At 63.3% G+C, this 16,935-nt stretch carries 19 protein-coding genes and 1 pseudogene; 15 read left to right on the top strand and 5 right to left on the bottom strand.

Annotation, left to right across the window (positions count from 1 at the left end; all coding sequences use genetic code 11):
- Positions 1-140: 140 nt before the first annotated feature.
- From KO516_RS15515 to KO516_RS15505, 3 genes are all read left to right on the top strand, one after another.
- On the top strand, positions 141-1,193 hold the full coding sequence (locus KO516_RS15515) for a flagellar motor switch protein FliG (protein ID WP_216004690.1): 1,053 nt from the start codon (positions 141-143) through the stop codon (positions 1,191-1,193).
- 106 nt (positions 1,194-1,299) lie between these two features.
- Entirely contained in the window at positions 1,300-1,878 is a 579-nt protein-coding gene (locus KO516_RS15510) for a YqaA family protein (protein WP_216004689.1), read from the top strand.
- Positions 1,878-2,345: a disulfide bond formation protein B gene (locus KO516_RS15505; protein ID WP_216004688.1), complete on the top strand. Its 468-nt coding sequence runs from the start codon at positions 1,878-1,880 to the stop codon at positions 2,343-2,345. Before KO516_RS15510 ends, KO516_RS15505 begins: the two co-directional genes overlap by 1 nt.
- A 1,140-nt stretch (positions 2,346-3,485) precedes the next feature.
- Here KO516_RS15505 and KO516_RS24330 read toward each other — a convergent pair.
- Positions 3,486-4,113: pseudogene (locus KO516_RS24330) on the bottom strand (transposase); the annotation flags it as partial.
- A gap of 172 nt (positions 4,114-4,285) precedes the next feature.
- On the opposite strand from KO516_RS24330, the gene KO516_RS15500 reads away from it, so the two are divergent.
- Both KO516_RS15500 and gap read left to right on the top strand, forming a co-directional pair.
- Positions 4,286-4,429 carry a hypothetical protein gene (locus tag KO516_RS15500; protein ID WP_216004687.1) on the top strand — a complete coding sequence of 48 codons (144 nt, stop codon included), beginning with the start codon at positions 4,286-4,288 and terminating at the stop codon, positions 4,427-4,429.
- Between the two features lie 93 nt (positions 4,430-4,522).
- On the top strand, positions 4,523-5,524 hold the full coding sequence (gap, locus tag KO516_RS15495) for a type I glyceraldehyde-3-phosphate dehydrogenase (protein ID WP_216004686.1): 1,002 nt from the start codon (positions 4,523-4,525) through the stop codon (positions 5,522-5,524).
- A 67-nt stretch (positions 5,525-5,591) separates the two neighbouring features.
- Here gap and KO516_RS15490 read toward each other — a convergent pair whose 3' ends face one another.
- Positions 5,592-5,807 (bottom strand): hypothetical protein, encoded by a 216-nt coding sequence (locus KO516_RS15490; RefSeq protein WP_216004685.1) that lies wholly within the window; start codon positions 5,805-5,807, stop codon positions 5,592-5,594.
- Positions 5,808-6,069: 262 nt separating this feature from the next.
- Here KO516_RS15490 and KO516_RS15485 point away from each other — a divergent pair, with 262 nt between their 5' ends.
- Complete coding sequence (locus KO516_RS15485; protein ID WP_216004684.1) at positions 6,070-6,237, top strand: hypothetical protein; 168 nt, start codon at positions 6,070-6,072, stop codon at positions 6,235-6,237.
- A 59-nt stretch (positions 6,238-6,296) separates the two neighbouring features.
- Positions 6,297-6,443 (top strand): glyceraldehyde-3-phosphate dehydrogenase, encoded by a 147-nt coding sequence (locus KO516_RS15480; protein WP_216004683.1) that lies wholly within the window; start codon positions 6,297-6,299, stop codon positions 6,441-6,443.
- On the opposite strand, the gene coaD is transcribed toward KO516_RS15480, so the two are convergent.
- From coaD to KO516_RS15465, 3 genes are all read right to left on the bottom strand, one after another.
- On the bottom strand, positions 6,444-6,935 hold the full coding sequence (gene coaD / locus KO516_RS15475; RefSeq protein ID WP_216004682.1) for a pantetheine-phosphate adenylyltransferase: 492 nt from the start codon (positions 6,933-6,935) through the stop codon (positions 6,444-6,446).
- A gap of 78 nt (positions 6,936-7,013) precedes the next feature.
- Positions 7,014-7,448, bottom strand: coding sequence for a CBS domain-containing protein (locus KO516_RS15470; RefSeq protein ID WP_216004681.1), 435 nt, complete (start codon positions 7,446-7,448; stop codon positions 7,014-7,016).
- Positions 7,449-7,505: 57 nt separating this feature from the next.
- Entirely contained in the window at positions 7,506-8,402 is an 897-nt protein-coding gene (locus KO516_RS15465) for a LysR family transcriptional regulator (RefSeq protein ID WP_216004680.1), read from the bottom strand.
- A 124-nt stretch (positions 8,403-8,526) separates the two neighbouring features.
- Here KO516_RS15465 and KO516_RS15460 point away from each other — a divergent pair, with 124 nt between their 5' ends.
- The 8 genes from KO516_RS15460 to mmsB all read left to right on the top strand — a co-directional run bounded on the left by KO516_RS15460 (position 8,527) and on the right by mmsB (position 16,779).
- Positions 8,527-10,026 (top strand): CoA-acylating methylmalonate-semialdehyde dehydrogenase, encoded by a 1,500-nt coding sequence (locus KO516_RS15460; RefSeq protein ID WP_216004936.1) that lies wholly within the window; start codon positions 8,527-8,529, stop codon positions 10,024-10,026.
- Between the two features lie 237 nt (positions 10,027-10,263).
- Positions 10,264-10,701: a hypothetical protein gene (locus KO516_RS15455; protein WP_216004679.1), complete on the top strand. Its 438-nt coding sequence runs from the start codon at positions 10,264-10,266 to the stop codon at positions 10,699-10,701.
- A gap of 95 nt (positions 10,702-10,796) precedes the next feature.
- Entirely contained in the window at positions 10,797-11,216 is a 420-nt protein-coding gene (locus tag KO516_RS15450; RefSeq protein WP_216004678.1) for a hypothetical protein, read from the top strand.
- Positions 11,217-11,265: 49 nt separating this feature from the next.
- A complete protein-coding gene (locus KO516_RS15445) occupies positions 11,266-12,396 on the top strand; it encodes a carboxylate-amine ligase (RefSeq protein ID WP_216004677.1) in 1,131 nt (376 codons plus the stop codon).
- A gap of 60 nt (positions 12,397-12,456) precedes the next feature.
- Positions 12,457-13,587, top strand: coding sequence for a glycosyltransferase (locus tag KO516_RS15440; protein WP_216004676.1), 1,131 nt, complete (start codon positions 12,457-12,459; stop codon positions 13,585-13,587).
- A 109-nt stretch (positions 13,588-13,696) separates the two neighbouring features.
- Positions 13,697-14,836 (top strand): acyl-CoA dehydrogenase family protein, encoded by a 1,140-nt coding sequence (locus tag KO516_RS15435; RefSeq protein WP_216004675.1) that lies wholly within the window; start codon positions 13,697-13,699, stop codon positions 14,834-14,836.
- Positions 14,837-14,855: 19 nt separating this feature from the next.
- Positions 14,856-15,887, top strand: a complete 1,032-nt coding sequence (locus tag KO516_RS15430) for an enoyl-CoA hydratase/isomerase family protein (protein ID WP_216004674.1) — start codon at positions 14,856-14,858, stop codon at positions 15,885-15,887.
- A gap of 22 nt (positions 15,888-15,909) precedes the next feature.
- Positions 15,910-16,779: a 3-hydroxyisobutyrate dehydrogenase gene (gene mmsB / locus KO516_RS15425; protein WP_216004673.1), complete on the top strand. Its 870-nt coding sequence runs from the start codon at positions 15,910-15,912 to the stop codon at positions 16,777-16,779.
- Positions 16,780-16,935 lie beyond the last annotated feature (156 nt).

The raw sequence follows: 16,935 nt of genomic DNA, 5'->3' as shown, positions 1-16,935 counted from the left end.
CGGACCAATCGGTAACAAGGGGCGGCGCTTGGCAGTGCCGCCCTTTTTTGTTGGTGCGCCTGCGGAAATCCGCGGCTGAGGTGAAGCTTCATTAACCTCGTCAGGGTAACCCTTGGACGGAAGAAATGGAGCGGTTTAAAATGAACAGCCTTTCCCCCCTCGCGGCCCTGCCCGGGCCCGCTTTCAATCGCCCGCCGCTGACCCGGCGCGCAAAGGCCGCCATCGTCGTTCAGTTCCTGCTGAATGAGGGCGCCGACGTGCCGTTGTCCTCGCTGCCCGACGATCTGCAAGGCGAACTGACCCAGCAATTGGGCCGAATGCGCTATGTCGATCGCGAGACCCTGAATACGGTCATCCAGGAATTTGCCGATGAACTGGATTCCGTCGGCATGTCTTTTCCTGGGGACATGGCCGGCGCGCTGTCGGCCCTTGACGGCAAGATCAGCCCCCGCACTGCCGCCCGCCTGCGCAAGGAAGCGGGGGTACGCCAGACCGGCGATCCTTGGGAGCGCATCAACAAGCTGGAAGAAGATCGTCTGGCAGAGCTGGTCGGCGGCGAATCAACGGAGATCGCTGCGGTGATGATGTCGATGATCGAAACCTCCAAGGCCGCCAAGGTGCTGGCCCGCCTGCCCGGCGATCGTGCACGCCGGATCAGCTATGCGATCTCGATGACCGGCGGCGTAAGCCCTGAGGCTGTGGATCGCATCGGGTTGAGCCTTGCCGCCCAGCTTGACGCAGAGCCTGCGAAAGCTTTTGAAAAGAAACCGGATCAGCGGGTCGGGGCGATTCTGAATTACGCCAACAGTGCCAAGCGCGACGAACTTCTCGAAGGGCTCGACGCCACCGATAAGGATTTCGCCGAAGCTGTACGCAAAGCGATCTTCACCTTTGCCAACATCGCTGAGCGGCTCAAGAAGATCGACGTTCCGAAGATCGCCCGCGACGTTCCCGCAGAAACACTGACCATGGCGATCGCTGCCGCCAAGTCTGACGCCGACATGAAATCTGTCGAATTCCTGCTGGAAAATATGTCAAAGCGCATGGCCGGAAGTCTGCGGGAGGATGCAGCGGGCCTGTCGGTCAACGCCAAGAAAGGCGAATTGGCCATGAACCAGGTCGTTTCGGCGATCCGGGATCTCGTTGCAACTGGCGAGGTTGAATTGCGAGATGGTGACGACGCCGACGAGTGACCGAAGCGATACAGCGCCGGCAGCGCCGTGGCCCGGCATGAAATCGCCGGTTGCACCTCGGGGGTCTCCATGGTTCCTGCAAGACGAACCTTGTGGAGACCTCCGTATGCTGCGCCGCCTATACGATTGGACGATGTCGCTTGCCGATCACCCGCGAGCGCTGTGGGCGCTTGCCGCCGTCGCCTTCATCGAAGCGTCGGTGTTTCCGATCCCGCCCGATGTGTTGATGATCCCGATGGTGCTCGCGGCGCCGCGTCGGGCTTGGCTGATCGCGCTGGTTGCAACCGCAGCATCGGTGTTGGGCGGGCTTGCCGGATATGGCATCGGGCATTTCTTCTTTGAAGGCATTGGCCGCCCGATCCTTGAATCGCTCGGAAAGAGCGACAGCATCGAAGAGTTCAACACGCGGTTCAACGATGTCGGGTTCTGGGCCGTGCTGATCGCCGGGGTTACCCCGTTTCCTTTCAAGGTCATCACCATCATGTCGGGCTGGACGGCGATGCCGCTGGGGACGTTCGTCGTCACCGCGATCATCGCCCGTGCGCTGCGGTTCTTTGTGGTGGCCGGGCTGCTTTACGCCTGCGGTGCGCCGATCCGCGATTTCATCGAGCGCCGACTCGGGCTTGTCTTCACCCTTTTCATGCTGCTTCTCGTGGGTGGCTTTTACGTCGCGAGATATCTGTGATGCTCAATCGCAAGGTCCTTGTTCTTCTGGCAGCCGGTGGCTCTGCCGCCGTGCTGCTTGGGGCGCTGTATTTCCAGTTTTTCGAAGATCTGCCGCCGTGCAAGCTGTGCATCTGGCAGCGTTGGCCGCATGTTGCCGCCGTGGGTATCGGCCTTGCCGCGCTTGCCATCGGTGGCCGGCTTCTGCCGCTCGCCGGGGCCCTAGCTGCGCTGTGCACAGGGGCGGTCGGGCTGTATCACACCGGGGTCGAACGTGACTGGTGGCAAGGCCCCACCTCCTGCACTGGCTCTCAGTCGATCACCGAAATGTCACCAGCGCAGGCCGCTGAGCTGATCATGAACATGGCGATCCAGCGCTGCGACGACGTGCTCTGGAGCTTTCTCGGCCTGTCGATGGCAAGCTGGAACGCTCTCGCCAGCCTCGCCTTCGCTCTGATCTGGATCGCTGCGGCACGGCGGTCGCGCTAAGCCACAACATACCGCATATTCAACACACTAGCCAAAGATGATCATCCTATCATTTTCAGTCCCATGAACCGGGCCCCGCGTCTGCCGCTATGTGAAGGACCTGAAATAATCCGGGGTCGGCTGGCCACACATCGGACATGGTCGGAGTCAGCTTTACACCGCCTCGCTGAGGCGGCTGGTTGCTGGATTGGAAAGTCTGTGGCCCGAAACTGTCGGCTGAACGACGCTGCGGCGGAAAGTAATCTGCGGCGATCCATTTCGAACTGCCAGAAAGACAAGCATTGATCGAAGGACAGGAACGAAGATGGGGTCCAGAGTGGCGTAGCGCCCGGCTTGCCTTACACTGACAGGCGGGCCGCGTTGATCGGGCGGTTCCGTGAGACGATGAGATCATCCCAAACTGCCACAGGCGTTTCGAACGTCATGTAGCGAGTGAGCTAACAAGCCTTCGCTCAGTCTGTTTCGTTAGAATGCCGCTGACCAGGCTGCGGATCAAAGCCGGACGGATGGCGGCGATTGGCGGCATCGTGCGGTTCACTTCGCCCTACAAACAGATGGGCTGTTTCGGGCTGAATCCGCGTCTGCGCCGCCTCCGATGACCGGACCTGCAAGGCCGCGGCAAGGGCCTCGGGTCCGTCGCGCGCCGTCATCATCTATATCTGCGTGACGTGGTCATCAGCTCGCCGCTCGTGGGTTTTCCGGGCAACCCATTGCCCAGATTGTCTTGCGATCGGGCGCTCCTGAAAGCTAGCCACCCTTCTGTGGCAAATATTGACGAAGGGACAGAGCTATCGCCGGGCCCGGCTTACGCGCCAACAAGCTCCGGGCATTGGAACTGGCCGCCGAGAAGTTGCGGAAAATGGGTACAAGGCAGGGCGCGTGCTACGTCTGTAACGTAATGAAACCTCACCACCACGAATCCCAGATTGAAGAGAGTGTCGGAAAAAGCCCTAAGCCCTTCGCGGCGGCCTAGCCGCAACCCCCTTCCAGAACAGCCGTCTCAAACCGGCCGGGGCTAAACAGGCGGCCCGGTGCAGCTGCCACCCGAGAGGCTGCGCTTCGCCCAGAGGTCGTCCGTACAGGGGCTTTGTCTCTCAAACCGTGAGAAGGGCGAACTGTCCCTTTCCCCAGACGGATTTGGCCTACGGGCATGGTGACAGCTATGCCAAGCACAGAATACCGATTGAGCGCGGCGATACGGATTTGGATTTCTGCGACCTGGCGGACGAAGTCCGGTGCCCTGAGGCGCTGTCTCAGCAGCTTTATACAGTGCCTCCATTGACCGAGCAGGACGACGGACGCAATGTCTCGACAGGTCTGGTCTCCACGCGGCGTCTTCGGGGCTATCTGCTCCCGCGTCGCCAGAGTGCGCGCTGCTGGTATCGTGAGGCATCAACGGTATCCTTTCGGGCGCTCGTGGGCTTCCACGGCTCGGCAGCCTTGCGCGGCGGAAGGACAGCATGAGCGCCGCGTGCCGCGATTTCGTCATGGCATTTGCGGGTGTCGTAGGCCCGTCTGCCGTCACTGATGGGGTGGAATTTAGGCCAGTAACTCAGGTAGCATCGGCGCGTCACCACTGTTGCCCATCGTGATCTCTCCTTTCGGCAGATTTGCCATGCAAATCGCCTGCCGGGCGGCGGACAGTCCGAACCTCAAGCGTTTCTTCATCTTCCCCTACTTATTTCTTTCGCCAGATGCGCCGTTTGGAGCCGCCATGCTTGCGGGCATTCCACTCGCCTTCACCCACGGATGTGGTGCCTGCGCTGTCGTTGTAAGACGAGCTGTGCGTGGTCTTGTATGTCGCGGGGGACCAACTGCGCACGCCTTCCAGCTATCTTGCTGGATTCACCCAGTGAATTCCTGACGGGATTTGGGCAACAATGGCTCCGGGCGCTGCACAAGGCGCGTGACAGCCCCCCCGGGCTCTGGCATCAGGGGGCATGACCAATCGGATCGCCATCTGGCTTGCCCTGCTGATCGTCGCGCTGCTGGCGCTGGACACGTGGTTTTTTGGATCGGATCACATACTGTTCCTTGGCCGCAAGTTGTTTGCCCTGCTCGATTGGGTTGCGTTCTGGCGCTAGCCCGCGCCGCGTCGATACGGCAGGTTGACTTGTCACCGCGAACCTGATGACTTGCCCGCAAACACCAAATTCACCATAGCGAGGAGTCTCCCAATGACCGTCAAAGTCGCCATCAACGGCTTCGGGCGCATCGGCCGTAACGTGCTGCGCGCCATCATCGAGTCGGGCCGTACCGATATCGAGGTCATCGCCATCAACGATCTGGGGCCGGTCGAGACCAACGCCCACCTGCTGCAATTCGACAGCGTCCATGGCCGTTTCCCGCAGACCGTGACGGTTTCGGGCGATACCATCGACGCCGGGCGCGGCCCGATCAAGGTCACCGCCGAGCGAAACCCCGCCGACCTGCCCTGGGGCGACGTCGACGTGGTGCTGGAATGCACGGGGATCTTCACGGCCCGCGACAAGGCTGCGCTGCATCTTCAGAACGGCTCGAAGCGCGTGCTGGTATCGGCCCCTGCCTCGGGTGCGGACAAGACCATCGTCTTTGGTGTGAACCACGACACGCTGACCGCGGACGACATCATCGTGTCGAACGCCTCCTGCACCACCAACTGCCTGTCGCCCGTTGCCAAGACCCTGAACGACACGGTCGGCATCATCAAGGGCTTCATGACCACGATCCACAGCTACACCGGCGACCAGCCGACGCTGGATACGATGCACAAGGATCTCTACCGCGGACGCGCTGCGGCGATGTCAATGATCCCGACCTCGACCGGCGCGGCCAAGGCCGTCGGCCTCGTGCTGCCCGAGCTGAACGGCAAGCTTGACGGTGTCGCCATCCGCGTGCCGACGCCGAATGTGTCTGTCGTCGATCTGGTGTTCGAAGCCAGCAAGCCGACCACCGTCGAAGAGATCAACGCCGCGATCAAGGCAGCCGCAGACGGCCCGCTCAAAGGCGTTCTGGGCTATACCGAAAAGCCGAATGTCTCGATCGACTTCAACCACGATGCGCATTCGTCGATCTTCCACATGGACCAGACCAAGGTCATGGACGGCACCATGGTCCGCATCCTGACATGGTATGACAACGAGTGGGGATTCTCGAACCGCATGAGCGACACAGCTGTCGCCATGGGCAAGCTGATCTGATCCCTCGCCGGGCGCGCGCCCGGCAAATTGGATGCTTTCAGGGGCGGGGCCGGCAGCGGCCTCGCCCTTATTCGTCTTGCAGCATGGTCCTTGCAAGGGCGTAGCCGCGCGTTGCGCCATGGTCTCTCGCGCGCGCCGCTTTCCACAATGGCAACATTTTAGTGGTGACGGGCGCCGGTGGCGGAAGCCTGCGGTGCACGGTAACGGCGCTTGGCGGCGCGGCGGCGGGCACGGCATGAATGGCGTGGCGGCGCAGCGATGGTGTTCCCGAACGAATTTCCATGAATTGTCTCCTTGAGCGGCACCCTACTCCTGTCTTTCATGGGCGTAAGGTTAACGCCGAAGGATGAACAAACCCCTTACGCCCTTGCATACAAGGGCGATCCGGCCGTGTGCGGCAAAAACGTCTTAACCAGAGCCCGCGACACCCCGTCGTGCCATGCAGTTTTTGCAAGGCGGGAAGACCTTCTGGGAAGTTGTGCTGCACCGCAGCAAACCCTAAGTTAGCGCCAACAGCAACGAGGGAGGAGCCACGGAGCAATACCATGAACCACCTCTTGAAAACCCTCGGATCCCGTCTGGAACGTCGAGTCAAATACCTGCGCACCCTGCGAGAGCTTCGCAGCATGCCGCTGGATGTGGCGCTCGATCTGGACATCAACCCGGGCGATGCACGCCGCATCGCCGCATTGGCCGTCTACGGCCGCGCCTGACACATAGGCACCCGGCCGGTGCCCGATGCACCGGCCATTGGACTTAAAGGAAAGCACCCATGTCCGTACTGAACGCACTTTTTCGCCGCTATGCCTACCACCGCACGCTGCACACGCTCAACACCCTGCCGGCCAAGACCCGGTTCGATTGCGACATCGTCGGCCACGAGGCCGAACTGGCGCATCGCGCCGTCTACGGCAACTGATCAGGCAAACCGCTCCTGTAGCGCGGCATAGACCGGCGGCGTCACGAATTTGCTGACGTCGCCACCCAGCCGGGCGATTTCCTTGACCAGCTTCGAGGCAATCGCCTGGTGACGGGCTTCGGCCATCAGGAACACGGTCTCGACGCTGCTGTCGAGCACCCGGTTCATCCCCACCATCTGAAATTCATATTCGAAATCCGCGACCGCCCGCAGGCCGCGAATGATGATCTGTGCGCCGACATCGCGCGCACAATCGATCAACAGGTTCTCGAACGGGTGGACCACGATCTCGGTTCCGGTCCGCTCTGACAGAACGGCGCATTCCGCCTCGATCATCGCGACCCGTTCTTCCAGCGAGAACAGCGGCCCCTTGTCGCGGTTGATCGCGCAACCAATCACCAGCCGGTCGACCAGAACGGTGGCCCGGCTGATGATGTCGATATGACCGATCGTGATCGGATCGAAAGTGCCGGGATAAAGACCGATACGCATGGGGTGACCCTCCGCCGTTTTGCGGCACGCAACAATATTGCGTCAAAGATTGCAACCCCTTCCGGGTGCCTTCGCCGCTCAGTGGCCCATGATCATTCCCTGAAGCGCGTCCTTCTCCATCGACAGTTCGGAGATCTGCGCCGCAACCACGTCGCCGATGGTGATGATCCCGACCATCACCCCGTCTTCGACCACCGGCATGTGGCGGAACCGCCCTGCGGTCATGCGCCGCAGCACCTCGTCGCTGTCATCCGTGCGGGTGCAGCTCTTGAGCTCTTTTGTCATCAGCAACTCGACCGACTGTCCCAACACAGCCGCACCTTCGGCGGCAAGGCGGCGCACGATATCGCGTTCCGACAGGATGCCAAGCGGGGTCAGACCGTCTTCGGAGATCACGACGCCGCCGATACGCCGCTCGGCAAGCACCTGCGCCGCGTCGGCCACGGTGGCCTTGGGGCCGACCGTGAACACGCCATCCTCGCGCTTGTCCTTGAGAATCTGCTGAACCTGCATGAGCACTCCTCCATCGCTCTGGTATTGATGGAAGGCTCGGCTCCCGGGGGAAGTTTGTCAACTCAGACCTTCAAGCCGGGTCAACTCGCGGCGCACGCCATGCACCAAAGCCTTGGCAAATGTATCGAGCCGCCCCAGCCTCTGGTCATCGGCGTGGCGCACCAGGTAAAAGCTGCGGCTCAGCGAAATGTCCTCTGCCAGGATCTTTCGCAGCCCCGGCGCCGCGGGCAGCGCGAAGTCATGCACCATGCCGATCCCTGCCCCAAGGCGCAGCCAGTGAAACTGCACCGACACCGAATTCGATGCGAGACCGACCCGGTCGATGCCGATTTCCGACAGGTAATCCAGTTCCTTGTCGAAAATCATATCGGGGATGTAGCCGATGATCCGGTGCGCGCTCAGATCCGCCTTGCTGCGGATCGGCGGGTGCTGGGCAAGGTAGTCTTCGGAGGCCGCGAGATGCAGGCGGTAATCGGTCAGCTTCTGCACCACCAGCCGGCCTGCGGTGGGGGCCGACACGCCGATGGCCAGATCCGCCTCGCGGCGCGACAGGTTGACGATGCGCGGCAGCGCGACGATCTGAATTTCCAGATCGGGATTTTCGACGCCGATCTGCGCGCAGACCTGCGGCAAAAGAAAATTGGCCAGCCCGTCCGGGGCGCCGATGCGAATCTGCCCCGACATGCCGGTCCCGGCCCCGCGCACGGCTTGCGTGCCCAGCCCCAGCGCCGCCTCGGCGCTTTCGGCATGGCTCAACAGACGCGCTCCGGCTTCGCTCAGCGCATAGCCCTGCGGGCCTTTCACGAACAGCGGCTGGCCCAGCGTTTCCTCGAGCCGCGCCACCCGCCGCCCCACGGTCGCCGGGTCCATCCGCAGCACCCGGCCCGCGCCCGAAAGCCCGCCCCCACGCGCCACGGCAAGGAAAATCCGCAAATCGTCCCAGTTGTCCCGCATCGCCTCACCTTTGCAAAAACGCAAAACCCTTTTGCCTGATTACCCCTGTACGCTGCAATTTCGCAAGACTAGGCTATGGCCAGATCCAATACCGCAGGAGCCGACCATGAAAGACCATCAGGACGTGAAAGAGCTTACCCATTTCATCAACGGCCAGCATGTAAAGGGCACCTCGGGCCGCTTTACCGAAGTGTTCAACCCCGCCACCGGGGAAGTCATCGCCAAGGTGCCGCTGGCCACGGTCGAAGAACTGAACGATGCCGTCGCCAAGGCCGCCGAGGCGCAAAAAGCATGGGGCGCGACCAACCCGCAGCGCCGGGCCCGCGTGATGATGAAATTCGGCGCCCTGATCAACGAGCACATGGACGAGCTGGCCGAGCTGGTGTCGATGGAGCACGGCAAGACCCTGCCCGACGCGCGCGGCGACGTGCAGCGCGGGCTTGAGGTGGTCGAGGTCTGCATGGGCGCGCCGAGCCTGCTCAAGGGCGAATACACCGACAATGGCGGGCCCGGCATCGACCTGTATTCCATGCGCCAGCCGCTGGGCGTGGTCGCGGGCATCACCCCGTTCAACTTCCCAGCGATGATCCCGCTGTGGAAGATGGCCCCGGCACTGGCCTCGGGCAACGCGATGATCCTCAAGCCGTCCGAGCGCGTGCCCTCGACCGCGCTGCGCCTTGCCGAGCTGATCATCGAAGCCGGCCTTCCCGAAGGCGTGCTTCAGGTGGTCAACGGCGACAAGGAAACCGTGGATGCGATCCTCGACAATGACACCGTGCAGGCGGTGGGCTTTGTCGGCTCGACCCCGATTGCGCAGTACATCTATGGCCGCGCCGCCAACAACGGCAAGCGCGCCCAGTGCTTTGGCGGCGCCAAGAACCACATGATCATCATGCCCGACGCCGATCTTGACAAGGCCGCCGATGCGCTGGTCGGGGCCAGCTTTGGCGCGGCGGGCGAGCGTTGCATGGCGATTTCGGTCGCGGTTCCTGTCGGCAAGGAAACCGCCGACAAGCTGGTCGAAAAGCTGCTGCCGCGCATCGACAAGCTGAAGGTCGGCCCCTACACCGGCGGCGAAGACGTCGATTACGGCCCCGTCATCACCGCCGCGTCGAAGTCGCGGATCGAAGGGCTCATCGCCTCGGGCGTCGATGCTGGCGCGACGCTGGTGGTCGATGGGCGCGACTTCACGCTTCAGGGCTATGAAAACGGCTTCTTCGTCGGCCCGTCGCTGTTCGACAATGTCACCCCCGACATGGAGATCTACAAGCAGGAGATCTTTGGCCCGGTGCTGACGCAGGTGCGCGCCGAAACCTACGAAGATGCGCTAGAGCTGGTGATCGACAATGAATACGGCAACGGCACGGCGATCTATACCGCCGATGGCGACACCGCGCGCGATTTCGCCCATCGGGTGAACGTCGGCATGGTCGGCATTAACTTCCCGATCCCGGTGCCGCTGAGCTACCACACCTTCGGCGGCTGGAAGAAATCGGCCTTCGGCGATCTCAACCAGTACGGCCCCGACGCGTTCCGTTTCTACACCAAGACCAAGACCGTCACGGCGCGCTGGTTCTCGGGGATCAAGGAAGGCGGCGAGTTCAACTTCAAGGCGATGGACTGACCGCGCTGCGCGCCTGATCGACAAGACATTCAAAGGGGCGGCCAGTCGGTCGCCCCTTTTGCGTTGCCCCGACCAGACAGCGCAGTGCGCATCGGCAACGCCCGGAATTTTCCGTAAGCCCTTCAAACGAAACACTTGCAAATTACGAAACCCGCGCCAAAGCTTTGGCCATCGGATGCACCGGAGCATGATGCCCTGGCCACCGACTTACCTGTGTTCACCGGTGCGATTTCACATATGTCGATCGACTTTCACATCCTCGCCGACCGGGGACTGGTCTATGTTCGTTACGAAGGCTTCGCGCTGATCGACGATACGATGAAGGCGTTCGGCCGCTACATGCAGCACCCGCAGGCGCGCCCGGGGCAAAAGCAATTCGTCGATCTGTCCGGCGTCACCGGGTATGAACGCGACTTCACCCGGCTGATGGCCATTCAGGCCCGCAAGGCCGACCAGTTCGGCAGCGGCGGCACCCAGACATTGATGGTGTACTATGCGCCATCGCGCCTTGGCCTTGAACTGGCGCAGCTGGTCCTGAGATCCTGGGAGGGGTTCGATGCCGTTGTCGCGCTGATCCAGCAATCCGAGCAAGAGGCGCTGTCGCTGCTCGGACTGCCCGAAACCTGTGTCGCAGACCTTCTGGAAAACACCGGGCGCAATCGGCCCGACAGCTGAACCGCTTGACTTTCGCTAGGCGTCACACACCTAAGGCGAGTGTGAAGAGCTAATAAATACCACCTTAGCGTGCTAAAAAGATCTCAAGACCACATATGTCAATTGAACTCACCCTCTATCCGCGACGGAACCTCGCCTACCTTCGTTTCGCCGGGATCGCGACCCCGTCCGAATATATCTCGGTGGTCGAGCGCCTTCAGGGTGCCAGCGATGTGCGCCCCGGCACGGCAATCCTTGCCGACCTGTCGCGGGTCGAGGACATGGTTTCGGATTTCCTGCAGACGCTGTCGATGGTCGGGGTTGAATCGCGGCTGTGCAGCCGCGTGCTTCCGGGAACGCGCTATGCCTGCTATGCGCCCGACGATCTCGCCTATGGTGCGTCGCGCATGTATCATCAGATCGCCGACAACGCGCTGCCCTACCAGATGGATGTGTTCCGCCTTGAGGGCCCGGCGCTTGAATATATCGAACAGCCCGAGCGCACCATCGCCGAATTCCTGCGCGCCGCGCGCTAGGCTTGCCGCAACGGCTCCCGGATGGTCTTCTGTCGCCGGGAGGACCGCCATGCCACAAAAAACCCGAGACCCCGCCTTCAGGATCGGCATCGAAGAAGAATACCTGCTGGTCAATGCCGAGACGCTGGCGCTGGCCGAAGCGCCCGAGGCGCTGCTGGATGCCTGTCGGGCTGATCTGGGCGCGCAGGTCAGCCGCGAATACCTGCAATGTCAGGTCGAGATCGGCACCCTGCCCTGCGCCAACGTGGCCGAGGCCCGCAGCGATTTGCAAAACCTGCGCCGCACCGTCGCCCGTCATGCGCAAAGCTTTGGCCTGACCCCGATTGCCGCCTCCTGCCATCCGCTGGCCGACTGGAAGCAACAATCGCACACCGACAGGGATCGCTACAACGATCTGCGCCGCGCGCTGGCGGCGGTGGTACGCCGGATGCTGATCTGCGGCATGCATGTGCATGTCGAGATCGACGATGACTCCCTGCGCGCCGACCTGATGCGGCAGGCGGTGTATTTCCTGCCCCATCTGCTGGCGCTGTCGACCTCCTCGCCGTTCTGGCAGGGGCAGGACACCGGGCTGGCCAGCTACCGGCTGACGGTGTTCGACAACCTGCCGCGCACCGGTCTGCCACCGCATTTCTCTGGCTGGCAGGATTACGAACGCTCGGTGCAGACGCTGATCGACCTCGGCCTGATCGAGGACAGCTCGAAGATCTGGTGGGACATGCGCCCGTCGTCGCGCTTTCCCACGCTGGAAACCCGGATCATGGATGTGCAGCCGCGCATCGAGGATACGCTGATGCTGGCGGCGCTGGTGCAATGCATACTGCGGATGCTCTGGCGGTTGCGGCGGCGCAACCAGCGCTGGCGGATCTACGAGAATTTCCTTGTTGCAGAGAACCGCTGGCGGGCGCAGCGCTATGGTGTCACCGAAGGGCTGATCGATTTTGGCGCCGGGGCGATCGTGCCCTTTGCCCAGCTTGCCGAGGAACTTCTGGCGCTGATCGGCGAAGATGCCGAGGCGCTTGGCTGCACCGCCGAAGTCCAGCGCATCCACAGCGTCGTGCAGAATGGAACCTCGGCCAGCCGCCAGCGCGCCGTCGCCGCGCCCTATCCCGAAGGCAGCGAAGCGCGGATGCGCGCGGTGGTCGCCCATCTTGTCGCGGAATTCCACGAGGGCCTCTGACCCTTGCGCGCCCCGCCCTGGCACGGCATGAACGGGGCGCGCCAGACAGGGGACAACCACATGAAGACCTGCATCGTCACCTCGGATTTTCACGTCCCCGGCGAGACCTTCATCAACCGCCATATCGAACATGCCTTCGGCGGCGATACCTGCGTGCTGACCGGGCGGTTCAATGGCGCCGACCCGTTCGGCAAGCCGCTGTTCGTGCGCCGCGCGCCGCTCAGCACCGCCGACAAGCTGCGCGCGCCCTTTGCCATGGGCTGGAACGCCGCAATCGAAGGCACCGGCCGCCTGCCCTTTGGCGACAATCGCCAGCGCCTTGCCGACTGGCTGCACGCGCAGCAGGTTCAGGTGATCCTTGCGGAATTCGGCACGCAGGCGCTGGTGGTGGCCAAGCTCGGGGCCGCGCTGAACATCCCGGTCTTTACCTATTTTCGCGGCACCGATGCCAGCTTTGCCCTGCGTTCAAAGCAGATCGTGCGGGCCTACAAGCGGATGATGCCGCGCCTCGCGGGGGTGTTTTCGGTCAGCCAGTTCCTACTCGACAATCTGGCCACCCATGGGGTGACGCACCCCAACGCCCATGTGGTGCCCTCGGGGGTTGATATCCGCCGCTTCACCCCGGGGCCAAAGACCCCCGGCTCGTTCCTTGCCGTCGGGCGCATGGTGGAAAAAAAGGCGCCGCAGGTGACGCTGCGAGCCTTTGCCAGCGCCGCGAGGGGCCGCGAGGCGCATCTGACCTTCATCGGCGATGGCCCCTTGCTCGAAAGCTGCAAAGCCATGGCCGCCGATCTTGGCATCGCCGCGCAGGTGACCTTTACCGGCGCTTTGCCGCATGATCAGGTGCGCGCGCATCTGACCACCACCGAGACCTTCCTTCAGCATTCGGTCACCGCCAAAAACGGCAACACCGAAGGCCTGCCCACCGCCATTCAAGAGGCGCTCGCCTGCGGCTGCATCACCCTGTCGACCTGGCACGCCGGCATCCCCGAGGCGGTTGAACACGGCATCAACGGCCTGCTCGTCGATGAATGGGACGAGCAGGGCTTTGCCAGCGGCATCACGCAACTGCTGAACATGAGCGATCGCAGCGCCATGACCGCCGCCGCCCGCGCCACCGCCGTGGCGAAATTCGACAATGCGGTTCTGCTGGCCAAGGTCGAAACCGTGATCCGCGACACCATCGCCTGAGGCGCGCAAAATTCGCAGCGTCCGCCGCCGCATCGCTGCTTGCATTCCGCCGCAACTGCCGACATGATCTGAACAACCGTTCAATTTCCATGAGAAAGGGAGGAGTCCCATGGATTTTGCGCTGAGCGAAGAGCAATCGGCGATCTTTGACATGGCCCATGCCTTTGGGCAGGAGCACATCGCCCCCCATGCGCGCACGTGGGAATCCGACGGCACCATTCCCCGCGCGCTGTGGCCAAAACTGGCCGAGCTTGGGCTTGGCGGCATCTATGTCAGCGAAGACTCCGGCGGCTCGGGCCTTGGGCGGCTGGACGCGACGCTGGTGTTCGAGGCGCTGTCGATGGCCTGCCCCGCTGTCGCCGCCTTTCTGTCGATCCACAACATGTGCGCCCGGATGATCGACAGCTATGGCTCGGAGGATCTCAAGGCGCGCTACCTGCCCGGCGCACTGAGCATGGAAACCGTACTGTCCTATTGCCTGACCGAGCCCGGCTCTGGCTCGGATGCCGCCGCGCTGCGCACCAAGGCGCAGACCACCGCAAATGGCTACAGCCTGACCGGCACCAAGGCGTTCATCTCGGGCGGCGGTTACTCCGATGCGTATGTCGTGATGGCGCGCACCGGCGCGGACGGGCCGCGCGGCATTTCGGCGGTTCTGATCGATGACGGCACGCCGGGGCTGTCCTTTGGCGGGCTGGAACAAAAGATGGGTTGGAAGGCCCAGCCCACCCGGCAGGTGCAGATGGACGGCGCTGAAATTCCCGCAGCCAACCTGCTGGGCGAGGAAGGCAAGGGCTTTCGCTATGCCATGGCGGGGCTGGACGGCGGGCGGCTGAACATCTCGGCCTGCTCGCTGGGCGCGGCGCAGGCGGCGCTGGATGCGACACTGCAATACATGTCGGAACGCCGCGCCTTCGGGCAAAGCATCGACCAGTTTCAGGCGCTGCAATTCCGCCTTGCCGATATGGAGATCGAATTGCAGGCGGCCCGCGTGTTCCTGCGTCAGGCGGCGTGGAAGCTCGATCAGGGCGCGCCGGATGCGCCGAAATACTGCGCCATGGCCAAGAAATTCGTCACCGAGGCCGGATCGAAGGTGGCCGACCAATGCCTACAACTGCATGGCGGTTATGGCTATCTTGCGGATTATGGCATTGAAAAGATTGTCCGGGATCTGCGCGTGCACCAGATCCTCGAGGGAACCAACGAAATCATGCGACTGATCGTGGCGCGCGGCCTCGTCTCTGCCTGAACCTCACAAGGGAACCACCATGCCCGACATCCACGCCCGCATCGAAGGTTGCGCTGGCCGCATCACCCTGACGCGGCCCAAGGCGCTGAATGCGCTGACCCATCAGATGTGCCTTGAAATCGAAGCCGCGCTGATCGCCTGGGCGCAGGACGACGCCGTGGCGCTGATTATCCTTGATGCCGAGGGCGAGCGCGCCTTTTGCGCTGGCGGCGACATCGCCGATGTCTGGCGCGCTGGCAAGGCGGGCGACTTCGATCTGGGTCGCAGGTTCTGGGCCGATGAATACCGCATGAACGCCCTTCTGGCAGAATACCCCAAGCCGATCGTCGCCTTCCTGCATGGCTTTGTCATGGGCGGCGGCGTCGGGCTGGCGGGGCATGTCTCGCACCGGGTGGTCGGGCAAAGCGCCCAGATCGCCATGCCCGAATGCGGCATCGGCTTTGTACCCGACGTTGGCGGCTCGCTGCTGCTGTCGCGCGCGCCGGGGCGGGTTGGCGACTATCTTGGCCTGACCGCCGCGCGCATGGGGCCGGGCGATGCGCTCTACGCAGGCTTCGCCGATCTGTTCATCCCCGAATCCGACTGGCCCGCGCTCAAGGCCGCGCTGTGCGACAGCGGCGAGACCGCAGCACTTGGCGCGGCGGCAGCTTCGGCCCCGGAAAGCCCGCTGGCCGCATCGCAGGCCGAGATCACCGCGCTGTTCGGAGGCGAGAGCGTGGCCGAGATCCTCGACGCGCTCGAGTCGCCAAGCAGCGATCTTGCCGCCTCCGCGCTCAAGGCGCTGCGCCGCAACGCGCCGCTGTCTATGGCGCTGACCATCGAGATGCTGCGCCGCCTGCGCGCCAAACCCAGCGACATTCGCGCCGCGCTGGTTCAGGAATACCGCGTCTCGCACCGCGCCGTCGAAGAGGGCGATTTCCTCGAAGGCGTGCGCGCGCAGATCATTGACAAGGATCGCGATCCGCACTGGCGGTTCCAGCCAGCGGACGTGACGCCGGACAAGATCGCAGCGATGCTCGCTCCGCTGGGCGCGGCCGAGCTGGCGCTGTGACATCCAAGTGGAGGAGAAACCCATGAAAATCGCCTTTATCGGCCTTGGCAACATGGGCGCGCCCATGGCCGCCAACCTTGCCGCAGCCGGGCATGACATTACCGGATTTGACGTTGCCGGCGCCAGCGCGCCGGGCGTGCACAGCGCGCCATCGGCGGCAGAAGCCGTGCGCGGCGCCGAGGTGGTGATCACCATGCTGCCCAATAGCGCCATCCTGCGCGCCGTCGCCGCCGAGGTCATTCCCGCGATGGGCAGCGGCGCGGTGCTGCTCGATTGCTCGACCGTCGATGTGCAAAGCGCCCGCGAGGTCGCCGAACAAGCGCAGGCGGCGGGGCTTGGCGCGCTGGATGCGCCGGTTTCGGGCGGGATTGGCGGCGCGGCTGCGGGCACGCTGACCTTCATGGTCGGGGGCGGTGACGCGGCCTTTGCCACTGCCAGACCGCTGTTCGAGATCATGGGCCAGAAGGCCGTGCATTGCGGCCCCTCGGGCAATGGTCAGGCGGCCAAGATCTGCAACAACATGATCCTTGGCGTGACGATGATCGCCACCTGCGAAGCCTTCGCGTTGGCCGACAAGCTAGGCCTGTCGCGCGCCGCGATGTTCGATGTGGTGTCGACGTCCTCGGGCTATTCTTGGTCGATGAACGCCTATTGCCCCGCGCCCGGCGTCGGCCCGACCTCGCCCGCCGACAACGGCTACAAGCCGGGGTTTGCCGCCGAGCTGATGCTGAAGGATCTCGGCCTCGCGCAGCAGGCTGCCGAGGCCGCCGATGCCGACACCCCGATGGGCGCGCGCGCACTCGAGCTGTACCGGACCTTCGTCGAAGATGAATCCGGCCGCGGCAAGGATTTCTCGGCCATGCTGCCACGGTTCGAAACGCGCGGACGCTGATCAGGGCGCTTTGTGCCGCATTGCAGGCCGCGCATAGTGCCCGAGAGAGCTGCGAGAAAATGGCGCATGTCGCGTCATATGGATGGCAATGGGCGGCAGCGTCGTGGCAGATGATGTGGGCAGACCGCAATCGGGCGTTTTGCGGCCAAGCTTCGA

It is taken from the genome of Citreicella sp. C3M06, assembly GCF_018860705.1.
GTDB lineage: Bacteria > Pseudomonadota > Alphaproteobacteria > Rhodobacterales > Rhodobacteraceae > Salipiger.
The sequence above is the reverse complement of the archived record's forward strand: the minus strand, read 5'-3'. Positions and strand labels throughout refer to the sequence as shown.

Bases quoted from the DNA above. Each gene is read 5' to 3' on its own strand.
- KO516_RS15515 (WP_216004690.1), top strand. From the start codon at position 141: ATGAACAGCCTTTCCCCCCTCGCGGCCCTGCCCGGGCCCGCTTTCAAT.
- KO516_RS15510 (WP_216004689.1), top strand. From the start codon at position 1,300: ATGCTGCGCCGCCTATACGATTGGACGATGTCGCTTGCCGATCACCCG.
- KO516_RS15505 (WP_216004688.1), top strand. From the start codon at position 1,878: ATGCTCAATCGCAAGGTCCTTGTTCTTCTGGCAGCCGGTGGCTCTGCC.
- KO516_RS15500 (WP_216004687.1), top strand. From the start codon at position 4,286: ATGACCAATCGGATCGCCATCTGGCTTGCCCTGCTGATCGTCGCGCTG.
- gap (WP_216004686.1), top strand. From the start codon at position 4,523: ATGACCGTCAAAGTCGCCATCAACGGCTTCGGGCGCATCGGCCGTAAC.
- KO516_RS15490 (WP_216004685.1), bottom strand. From the start codon at position 5,807: ATGGAAATTCGTTCGGGAACACCATCGCTGCGCCGCCACGCCATTCAT.
- KO516_RS15485 (WP_216004684.1), top strand. From the start codon at position 6,070: ATGAACCACCTCTTGAAAACCCTCGGATCCCGTCTGGAACGTCGAGTC.
- KO516_RS15480 (WP_216004683.1), top strand. From the start codon at position 6,297: ATGTCCGTACTGAACGCACTTTTTCGCCGCTATGCCTACCACCGCACG.
- coaD (WP_216004682.1), bottom strand. From the start codon at position 6,935: ATGCGTATCGGTCTTTATCCCGGCACTTTCGATCCGATCACGATCGGT.
- KO516_RS15470 (WP_216004681.1), bottom strand. From the start codon at position 7,448: ATGCAGGTTCAGCAGATTCTCAAGGACAAGCGCGAGGATGGCGTGTTC.
- KO516_RS15465 (WP_216004680.1), bottom strand. From the start codon at position 8,402: ATGCGGGACAACTGGGACGATTTGCGGATTTTCCTTGCCGTGGCGCGT.
- KO516_RS15455 (WP_216004679.1), top strand. From the start codon at position 10,264: ATGTCGATCGACTTTCACATCCTCGCCGACCGGGGACTGGTCTATGTT.
- KO516_RS15450 (WP_216004678.1), top strand. From the start codon at position 10,797: ATGTCAATTGAACTCACCCTCTATCCGCGACGGAACCTCGCCTACCTT.
- KO516_RS15445 (WP_216004677.1), top strand. From the start codon at position 11,266: ATGCCACAAAAAACCCGAGACCCCGCCTTCAGGATCGGCATCGAAGAA.
- KO516_RS15440 (WP_216004676.1), top strand. From the start codon at position 12,457: ATGAAGACCTGCATCGTCACCTCGGATTTTCACGTCCCCGGCGAGACC.
- KO516_RS15435 (WP_216004675.1), top strand. From the start codon at position 13,697: ATGGATTTTGCGCTGAGCGAAGAGCAATCGGCGATCTTTGACATGGCC.
- KO516_RS15430 (WP_216004674.1), top strand. From the start codon at position 14,856: ATGCCCGACATCCACGCCCGCATCGAAGGTTGCGCTGGCCGCATCACC.
- mmsB (WP_216004673.1), top strand. From the start codon at position 15,910: ATGAAAATCGCCTTTATCGGCCTTGGCAACATGGGCGCGCCCATGGCC.